The organism is Kitasatospora sp. NPDC008115 (assembly GCF_042957205.1).
Lineage (GTDB): Bacteria > Actinomycetota > Actinomycetes > Streptomycetales > Streptomycetaceae > Kitasatospora.
This window is the reverse complement of the sequence record NZ_JBIBHU010000065.1, coordinates 1-8,761: the sequence shown is the minus strand read 5'-3', so window position 1 is coordinate 8,761 and position 8,761 is coordinate 1. Positions and strand designations below refer to the sequence as shown.

At 73.2% G+C, this 8,761-nt stretch carries 12 protein-coding genes; 5 read left to right on the top strand and 7 right to left on the bottom strand.

Annotated features, from left to right (window positions below; translation table 11 throughout):
• Positions 1-96 precede the first annotated feature (96 nt).
• Positions 97-429 (bottom strand): hypothetical protein, encoded by a 333-nt coding sequence (locus ACFZBX_RS36700; RefSeq protein ID WP_391538158.1) that lies wholly within the window; start codon positions 427-429, stop codon positions 97-99.
• Positions 430-608: 179 nt separating this feature from the next.
• On the opposite strand from ACFZBX_RS36700, the gene ACFZBX_RS36695 reads away from it, so the two are divergent.
• Positions 609-1,148 carry an RNA polymerase sigma factor gene (locus tag ACFZBX_RS36695; protein WP_391538157.1) on the top strand — a complete coding sequence of 180 codons (540 nt, stop codon included), beginning with the start codon at positions 609-611 and terminating at the stop codon, positions 1,146-1,148.
• Between the two features lie 147 nt (positions 1,149-1,295).
• On the top strand, positions 1,296-1,505 hold the full coding sequence (locus ACFZBX_RS36690; protein WP_391538156.1) for a hypothetical protein: 210 nt from the start codon (positions 1,296-1,298) through the stop codon (positions 1,503-1,505).
• A 124-nt stretch (positions 1,506-1,629) separates the two neighbouring features.
• Here ACFZBX_RS36690 and ACFZBX_RS36685 read toward each other — a convergent pair whose 3' ends face one another.
• Both ACFZBX_RS36685 and ACFZBX_RS36680 read right to left on the bottom strand, forming a co-directional pair.
• On the bottom strand, positions 1,630-2,175 hold the full coding sequence (locus ACFZBX_RS36685; protein ID WP_391538155.1) for a hypothetical protein: 546 nt from the start codon (positions 2,173-2,175) through the stop codon (positions 1,630-1,632).
• A gap of 107 nt (positions 2,176-2,282) precedes the next feature.
• Positions 2,283-2,579 (bottom strand): hypothetical protein, encoded by a 297-nt coding sequence (locus tag ACFZBX_RS36680; protein ID WP_391538154.1) that lies wholly within the window; start codon positions 2,577-2,579, stop codon positions 2,283-2,285.
• A gap of 226 nt (positions 2,580-2,805) precedes the next feature.
• On the opposite strand from ACFZBX_RS36680, the gene ACFZBX_RS36675 reads away from it, so the two are divergent.
• Positions 2,806-3,213, top strand: a complete 408-nt coding sequence (locus ACFZBX_RS36675; protein WP_391538153.1) for a VOC family protein — start codon at positions 2,806-2,808, stop codon at positions 3,211-3,213.
• A gap of 76 nt (positions 3,214-3,289) precedes the next feature.
• Here the strand turns inward: ACFZBX_RS36675 and ACFZBX_RS36670 are convergent, their stop codons facing one another.
• On the bottom strand, positions 3,290-3,682 hold the full coding sequence (locus ACFZBX_RS36670) for a Dabb family protein (RefSeq protein ID WP_391538152.1): 393 nt from the start codon (positions 3,680-3,682) through the stop codon (positions 3,290-3,292).
• 80 nt (positions 3,683-3,762) lie between these two features.
• Here ACFZBX_RS36670 and ACFZBX_RS36665 point away from each other — a divergent pair, with 80 nt between their 5' ends.
• On the top strand, positions 3,763-4,392 hold the full coding sequence (locus tag ACFZBX_RS36665; RefSeq protein WP_391538151.1) for a TetR/AcrR family transcriptional regulator: 630 nt from the start codon (positions 3,763-3,765) through the stop codon (positions 4,390-4,392).
• A gap of 68 nt (positions 4,393-4,460) precedes the next feature.
• Here ACFZBX_RS36665 and ACFZBX_RS36660 read toward each other — a convergent pair whose 3' ends face one another.
• The 3 genes from ACFZBX_RS36660 to ACFZBX_RS36650 form a co-directional block, all read right to left on the bottom strand.
• Positions 4,461-4,910, bottom strand: coding sequence for a barstar family protein (locus ACFZBX_RS36660; RefSeq protein WP_391538150.1), 450 nt, complete (start codon positions 4,908-4,910; stop codon positions 4,461-4,463).
• Entirely contained in the window at positions 4,900-5,328 is a 429-nt protein-coding gene (locus ACFZBX_RS36655) for a ribonuclease domain-containing protein (protein WP_391538149.1), read from the bottom strand. The genes ACFZBX_RS36660 and ACFZBX_RS36655 overlap by 11 nt, the downstream gene beginning before the upstream one ends.
• Positions 5,329-5,444: 116 nt before the next feature.
• Positions 5,445-5,879, bottom strand: a complete 435-nt coding sequence (locus tag ACFZBX_RS36650) for a VOC family protein (RefSeq protein ID WP_391538148.1) — start codon at positions 5,877-5,879, stop codon at positions 5,445-5,447.
• 250 nt (positions 5,880-6,129) lie between these two features.
• Between ACFZBX_RS36650 and ACFZBX_RS36645 the strand changes: the two genes are divergently transcribed.
• A complete protein-coding gene (locus ACFZBX_RS36645) occupies positions 6,130-8,628 on the top strand; it encodes an IPT/TIG domain-containing protein (RefSeq protein ID WP_391538147.1) in 2,499 nt (832 codons plus the stop codon).
• Positions 8,629-8,761: the final 133 nt, after the last annotated feature.

Sequence of the window (8,761 nt, the reverse complement as noted above, 5' to 3'; positions counted from 1 at the left end):
TGCAGATGTCGCAATCCACACCGAGCCAGAAGGCCCTCACTCATTTCAAGATCACCACACCGTGAACCCCGTCACCAACCTCCGTGGTCAGTACACCTAGGCCGCCGGGTTCCAGGCGAGTGTCAGGACGAACCAGAGGGCGGCGAGGTAGCGGCGGTGGCGGCGCGGGCCGGGGACCAGCCGCCGCGACAGTTCCGCCCGCCACCGCGGAAGCAGCCGGAGCCGGGCGGCGGCGGTCAGTTGGGGGCCGACGAGCGCGGTCAGCAGGGCGCCCGGCACGCGCAGCAGGGCGTTGCGGCACACGGCGGTGGTGACTTCGAGGACGACGGCTGCCAGCACCGCCGCCAGCAGGGCGGTGCGCCAGCCCGTGACGTCCTCGCCGAGGAGGACGGTATGCGGGGCGGCGGGGGGAACCATGGAGTGCTTCATGCCTCCTCGACGAGGCCGGGGCGCTCGCGCTGTCACCGACGCCCGTGCAAGGAACGGGAGTTCCGCATCGTCGGAGGAGTGAGGGATGGCGACGGACCACCCCCGCGAAGTCCAACGGAAGGACGCCCATGGCGAAGTCGGAAGGGGCGGGCGCTCATGGCTCGTCCCCGTCGGCGCCGATGAGCGAGGCGCATCTCGAGGAGCTCGTCCGCGACCTCCTGCCGCGCCTGGTGACCAGTCTCCACGAGATGACGCACGACGAGCAGACGGCCGAGAACATCGCCGCCAGGACCTGCATGGTCGTGATCAACGAGGTCCGCAAGGGGACGGTGTTCCACCGGCCGGTGATCGCCTACGCCACCACCGTGGCGCGTCGGATGGCCATCGACCACTGGAGGTCGGCCGCCGCCCGCCGGGAGGAGCCGGTCGCGGAGATCCCCGAGGGGAGCCGGCCCGCCACGGCCCGGGACCCCGACCCCGATCGCGCCAATCCGGGCGCCCGGCTGGAGTTCGAGGAACTGCTGCGGATCGTCCACAAGGCGATCGGCGACCAGCGGCAGGCGCGGATCTGGGAGCTCCACCACATCTGGCTCTGGAAGGGGGCCGAGATCGCCGAGACCCTCGGGCTCTCCGCGTCCACCGTCTCCCGCGAGTTGAAGCGGGCGAACGAGCGGGCGCGGACGGCTCCGGTCCCGCTGCCGCGCAGGGAAGCCGACTGAGTGACTGGGTCCGCGTCTAGGGTCCGCGGGCCGGCCGCCCGGCCGGTCCGCGGGTCCGGGTCGGGGCGCCAGAGAGGAGCCTCGAGGGCCGGCGGCCGTCGTCTAGCCCACGACCGACCACCGGCCCCGTCACGGGAAGGAAAACGTATGCAGGAGTTCGTGCGGCCGACATGGGGGGCGTTGCCGCAGAACCAGCAGGGGGCCGGGGGGGCCGACGTGTTCGAGAGCTGGGACCTGGTGTACGCCGAGCTGTCCGCGGGGGCGGACGCCCTCGGCGACGCCGTCGGAGAGCAGGCGGGGGACCTCTCGATGTGGGACGTTCCGTGGTCCGCCACGGAGACGGGGGGAACGCTGTGACGTGTGCGTCGACCGGAAGGCAGGGCACCGCGCTTCGGCCGGTCCCGGCTCCCCTGAGGCTCTAGCCCGGAGCGTCCCGCCGAGCAGGCCTGCTGCCGCCGACCCGGCAGCAGGCCTGCCCGCCTCAGGCGCGGGAAGCGGCGAACTCGCGGAGGTAGGCGCCGGCGTAGGCGGCCGCCTCCTCGCGGCTGGTGCACGGGGTGGCGTCGGGCGCGGGGAGGCCGCGCGAGCCGTCGGCGGCCTGCGCCGTCCACGTCCAGTGGCCGGTGACCGCGTCCTGGATCAGCTCGGCCTCACCGTCGAACAGTTCCAGGATGACGGGGGCCGGAGCGGAGGCCGACGGACGGGGAACGGCGTCCGGCCACTTCTTGCGGGCACCCTGGCGGGTGATGCCCCAGGCGGCGCCCAACTGCTCGTAGCTCGCGCCGTACCCGCCGGCGGTGCCGGCCGCGATCTCGGTCAGCCGCTTGACCTCGGCGTCCACCACCTTCCAGGCGGCGAGCACGCTGAGCGCCACGTCGGCCGGGTCGCCGTCCCACATGCGGTGCTCGGGCTGCCCGGTCGCCCGGGCGCGGACGGCGGAGGCCAGCGGGTTCAGGGCATCGAGGAGGGCCCGCGCCAGCTCGGCCTGCTCTTCGGGTGTGATCCGAGTCTTCTGAGGCTTCGTCATGGCGACAACCATAGTTAACGATCGCCGTTTTGGTAACTGAAGTTGTCAAACTGGCCGGCACAGGAAGTCGGCCGGGCCGACTTCCTGCGCCGGACCCGCTCCGGGCGTCAGGGAACGTAGACGCTCCGGCCGGCGATCGGGGCGTAGATCTCGCCGGGGACGATGATGTGCTCGACCTGGCCCGTACAGCCCGACCCGGTCCAGACCTGGACACCCGAGTCGGTCAGGTTGGCCACCACCGGCTGGACGAAGTCGCCCAACGGGAGGCACCCGCTGGGCTCCGGGTACGCGGCACCGTCGATGATCAGCACCCCGTGCGCCGCGTACGCGGTGTTCGGCACCCCGACGGCCAGCGCGGCCGCCGCCAGCCAGGCCCCGAGAACGGTGGCCGTGCGTCGCTTCATGCGTCCACTTCCTTTCGACCGGAGCGGGGCGGCCCCGTTGCGGCCCCGCCGGTGCGGCTCAAGGTAGTGAGGTGATGACGCGCGGCGACGGAACCGCGGGCGCGGCGGACCGGGCGCGGAGCAGGAAGTCGGACGGGCCGACTTTCTGCGCAGCCGGCTGTCACACGGGACGGCCGGCATCCGTCAGGGAGGCAGGGGAAGACACCACCGCAGAAGGGTCAACAGCATGCTCACCAGGGTCATGTACGCCACCGTCTACGTCACCGACCAGGACCGCGCGCTGCGCTTCTACACGGAGCGGCTGGGACTGGAGAAGCGCATCGACCACACCGGCCCCGACGGCCGCTTCCTGACCGTCGGCGCCCCGGGCCACCCGTTCGAGATCATCCTCTGGCCCCACGCCGCGGCCGCCGGCCAGCCGGCCGGGCGGGAGGACGCGGACGCGCCCGGCCCGATCTTCCTGGAATCGGACGATCTGAGGAAGGACTTCGCGATCTGGCGCGAACGCGGGGTGGAGTTCGACGCGCCCGAGCCGCAGGAGTACGCCTTCGGCATCCGCATCGAGGCCACCGACCCGGATGGCAACCGGATCTCGCTGCGCCAGCAGAAGCCGCCGGCCGCCGCCAAGGGCTGAGGCGGGGAGCCGAGGGGCCTTGCGCCGCGTGACGCAAGGCCCCCGGCGGGTCCGGGCCGGACGCCCGGCGCCGGCTCTACGCCGCCGCCAGCAGCGGGGCGAGTTCGGCGGCCCACTCGGGGTGGAGTGCCACCTTCTCCTCGTGCAGCGCGAGGATCTCGTCGGCCAGGGCGGGCGTCATGTCGTCGGACAGGTCCGGGCCGATGGCGATCCGGGCGAGGTGGGGCAGGATCTGCGGGTCGCCGGCCAGGTGGACCGGGTCGTGCATGTAGCGCCGCAGTGCCGGCAGGTCGGGGATGCCGACGCAGTAGGCGTGGGTGAAGCCGTCGGATTCGCCGAGGCTCTGACCGACCGTCGCGAACGCGACGGACTCCACGGAGGCCGTGCGGCGCATCAGAGCGAGCACGTGCTCGCGGTCCTCGCCGGTCGCGCTCTCCTTGAACGCGAAGCGCAGCATGTGAACGATCACGCCGGTCCCACCCCTTAGGCCTGAAATGAACTCACTGGTTCAGAAATCTGTTCTGATTGGTTCAGCCATAGACTGAACCCATGGGTTCAGAGGTGTCAACCGGCGGCGGGGGCAAGGCTCGTGGCCGCGACGAGCGGCGGCAGGCGATCGTGGGTGCCGCGTTCACGGTGTTCGCGCGGCAGGGATACGCGCGGACGTGCGTCCAGGACGTCGCCCGGGAGGCGGGCGTCGCCAAGCCGACCGTCTACAACCACCTGGCCGACAAGGAGAGCCTCTACCGCCAGGCCGTCGAGTCGGCCGCCGACCGGGTCGGCGCGCAGGGCCTCGCCGTCGTGGACGGGCTGCGCGAGGTGGCGGCGGAGGACGACCCGCGCGAGGCGCTGAGCGCGGTCGGCCGCGGCCTCCTGCGGGTCTGCCACGACGAGGACGCGCGCGCCGTCCACCGGTTGGCGGACGCCGAGGCGGCGCGGTTCCCCGGCCTGGCGGCGAGCGCGCGGGAACGGACGGCGCTGCGGCTGCGCTCCGCCCTCGCGGACCGCCTGGCCCGCCTCGTACTCGCCGGGCGGCTGCGCCCGTGCGAGCCGGAAGTCGCCGCCGAGCACTTCCTCGCCCTGCTCACCGGCCCGCTGGAGTACCGGCCCGACGCCGACCCGGAAGCCGTCGCGGAGGCCGCGGTGGAGGTGTTCCTCCGCGCCTACGGCACCGGCTGAGCCTCCGCCCGGCGTGGCGGCCGCAGTACGAGGCACCGGACCGGCGCCGGGAGCGGGCGGTAGCGCGGTCAGATGGCGCGGCCGGCGGTGCGGAGGCGGTGTTCGGCGAGGGCGGCTCGGGGCGGGGTGGTGGCGAAGAGGACGCGGAGGGGCGAGTCGGTGGTGAGGGTGGTCGCGGCGGCCGTGTCCAGGATGGCGATGAGGACGGCGAGTTGGTCGGACGGCTCGTCGGCGAGCAGGGCGTCGGCGTCCGAGACGAGGACGAGGAGGCGGGTCGTGGCCTCGGCGCCGGGCGGGTGGAGGGCGTCCTGGAGGCACTCCTCGAAGGCGTCCCAGTTGTGGCCGAAGTAGCCCGGGAAGGCGAGGGATTCCGCCCACTCGACGAAGAGGGCGGCCCTGGTGCGGCAGTGGTCGCCGCGGACGAGACGGAGCCGGTGGGTGCCGGTGGCGAACCCGGCCCAGGGGCGGCCCGGCAGGAGGTCCCACCGGGCCGGGGCGAGGGGCTGGTCAGCAGCCATCGGAGATTTCGCGGAAGTTGGCGTAGTGGTCGGCGGTGTACCAGGTGCGGTCGGTGGCCTCGTCGCGGACCAGGCGCTCGGCGTCACGGTGGGTGGTGGGCGTCGGACGGGGGTTGACGTCGTACTCGTGGTAGGCGCCGCCGGCCGGGAGGTCGCCGCTGCGGTTGCCGTACGGGTTGCCGCCGCGGATGAACTCCGGCCCGGGGAGGCGGAAGTCCACCGGACGGGGGTTTGCAGGCCAGCCGAGGCCGAGCCAGATGTGACAGGCGCGCTCGACCTGAGCGGGGAAGTCCTCGACCGGCAGCGGGGGTTGAAGGCCCGCCCGGGTCGCCGGGGCGGACCAGGCGGGGGCGGCAGGGAGGACCGGGCAGGCGAGGGTGAGGACCAGGGCGGCCTGCGCCAGACGACGGAGGGTCATGGGTACCCGTTTCGGTGCAGGGGGTGCGTGCAAGGAAGGGGTACCGCAGGGTGGTTGGGCGAGCGGGCGGGCGCGCCGGGAACGGCGCGACGCCCACCCGCCCGGGTGACGCCGCCTCAGTCGAGACAGAACTCGTTGCCCTCGATGTCCTGCATCACGATGCAGGACTCGTACTCGCCGTCGGCCTCCATGACGCGCACGCACACCGCGCCGAGCGCCGCCAGCCGGTCGCGCTCGGCCTTCAGCGTGGCCAGGCGCTCGTCGCCCACGAGTCCGGTGCCGGCCCGCACGCAGAGGTGCACCCGGTTCTTGACGACCTTGCCCTCGGGGACGCGCTGGAACAGCAGCCGCGGGCCCGCGCCCGTGGGGTCACTGCACGCGAAGTACTGCGGCTGGTCCTCGGGCTTGTGCAGGCAGTCGAAGTCCTCCCAGGTGGCGAACCCCTCCGGCGGGGAGGGTACGACGTACCCCAGCACCTCGCACCAGAAGCGGGCGAGGCGGGTGGGCTCCGCGCAGTCGAACGTGACCTGGAACTGCTTGACCGTGGACATTCGGCCACCGTAACAAGGGGAGCCTCTGCTGTTCGACGCCTTTTACGGCCAGGCCAGGCCGGTGGGCGGGAGAACGCTCGCCCGGGTGGGAGCCGGCGAAGCTACCATGGACGATCACATTCCGGTTGTGAATGGACGGAAACGGTCACCTTCCGCCATCCTGTGGTCCGTCAGAGGCCGTGAGGGTGACGTGATCTGACACTGCCTGGCCGGGGGGCCGGGCGGATCCGACCGCGGAGAGGCGGAGTACATGGCACTGGTCACCGACAGCAGGGCGACCCGCCCGAGCCGTTGGCGAAGACTGCGGCGCGGCATGGCGGCGGCGGTGACGGCCACGGCGCTGAGCACCCTGGGCGCGGTCGCCCCGGCCGCGGCAGGGCCGGCGGAGACGTCGGTGGAGCTGGTCTACGTCGCCAACTACACCGACAATGCGGTCACCGCCTACGACCCGGCGACCCGGACGGTGGTCGCGACCGTCCCCGTCACCGGCCCGCTGGGACGCGTGACCCTCTCCCCGGACGGCAGGCAGGTGTACGTCACCGCGCGCAATGCCGTGGCCGTGATCAACACCGCGACCAACACCGTCATCGGCACCATCCCGGCCGGCCGGGCCACCCATTCAGTGACCTTCTCGCCGGACGGCACCCGCGCCTACGTGGATCACACCGACGGCGTGGACGTGGTCGACACGGCCACCCGGACGGTCACCGCCACCATCCCCATGCCCGGCCTGCCCAGGACGATCGGGCTGACCCCGGACGGCCGCCGGGCCTACGTCGCCAACAACAACGACATCACGGTGTCGGTGATCGACACCGCCACCAACACCGTCACCGCCATCGCCCAGGCCGGCTTCCGCTCCCCGCTGTGGGGGGCGATCCGCCCCGACGGCGCGTTCGCGTACGTCGCCGACAGCAGCAACAACAACGTCTCGGTGATCGACACCGCCACCAACACGGTCGTGACCCGCGTCAAGGTCGGCAAGGCGCCCTGGACGGTGGCCATCACGCCGGACGGGCAGCTCGCCTACGTCAACAACTACCAGGGCGACTCGGTGTCGGTGATCGACACCGCGTCCAACACCGTCATCGCCACCCTGCCGGTCGGTCGCCGGCCGGCGGCCCTGGCGATCGACCCGGCCGGCGACAAGGTGTACGTCACCAACACCAACTCGAACACCATGTCGGTGATCGACACCGCGACGAACACCGTCGCCGAGACCGTCCCCACCGGGCGTTTCCCGTACGGCGCGGCGGTCGGCAACATCGTCCCGCTGACGGTCACCGGCATCAGCCCCGGCCACGGCCCGGCCACCGGCGGCACCACCGTCACCCTCACCGGCCACCGCCTGACCGGCACCACCGACGTCACCTTCGACGGCGTTCCGGCCACCGATGTGACCGTCGTCGACGACAGCACCGTCACCGCGACCGTCCCGCCGCATGCGCCCGGCACCGTCGACGTCACCCTGACCGCCGTGGGCCGCACCTTCCCCGCCAAGCAGTACACCTACGACATCCCGGCGCCCGCTGTGAGCGGTGTCGCGCCGGACCACGGGCCGCTGGCCGGCGGCACGACGGTGACCATCACCGGTACCAACCTGACGGGCGCAACCGCCGTCAACTTCGGGGCCGTTGCGGCCACGGCGTTCACCGTCGACAGCGACACCCAGATCACCGCCACCGTCCCGGCCGCGAGCGCTGCGGGTCCGGTCGACGTCACGGTGACCACCCCGGGTGGCACCAGCGCCCCCGGGAAGTTCACGTACGACGCCCCGGCCCCCGCCGTGAGCGGCATCGCGCCCGACCACGGGCCGCTGGCCGGCGGCACCGTCGTGACCATCACCGGCACCAACCTGACCGGCGCAACCGCCGTCAACTTCGGCACCACTGCCGCCACGGCGTTCACCGTCGACAGCGACACCCAGATCACCGCCACCGTCCCGGCCGCGAGCGCCGCCGGTGCAGTCGACGTCACCGTGACCACGCCGGGTGGCACCAGCGTCGCCGCGCAGTACACCTATGAGGAGGGCTCGTTCGTCTTCGCCAAGTCCGCCGACCCGAAGTCGGGTTCGACGGTCAAGGCGGGCGACAAGGTCACCTACACCGTCACCGTCACCCAGCAGGGCGCGGGCGAGGTCAAGGGCGCCGCGATCGCCGACGACCTGTCCAAGGTCCTGGACGACGCGACGTACAACGGCGACGTCAAGGCCACCTCCGGCACCGCCGAGGTGAAGGACGGCAAGCTGACCTGGACCGGCGACCTGCCGGTGGGCGGCACCGCGACGATCACCTACTCCGTGACCGTCACCGGCAAGGGCGACGCCAAGCTGCACAACGCCGTCACCACGACCGACACCAAGCGCGGCACCTGCGCCACCGAGAAGGGCTGCGAGACCGACCACACGGCAACGGCCGGAAGCACCGCGACGCCCACCCCGACGCCCACGGCCACGGCCACGCCCACGCCGACCGGTACGGCCACGGCGACGCCGACCGGCACTCCCACCCCGGGCACTCCCACCCCCGGCCCGTCGGCCCAGGGCCCGGTGATCCCGCAGGGCCCGTCCGCCCCGCAGCAGGGCCCGCTGGCCCCGATGACCCCGGTGACCCCAGTGGCCCCGCGGGCATCGGGCATCCTCGCCAGCACCGGCGCCACCGTGCTCACCACGGCGACGGTCAGCGGCGCCCTGCTGCTCTTCGGCGGCCTCGCCGTCGCCCTCAGCCGGCGCCGGAGCCGCCAGGGCTGACCTGACGAACCCCCGGGGCGGGGGGGGGGGGGGCGGCCCCCCCCCCCCCCCCCCCCCCCCCGGGGGGGGGGGGGGGGGGGGGGGGGGGGGCGCCCCCGCGGGGGCCCGCCGCGCCCGGGCGGGGGCGGCCCCC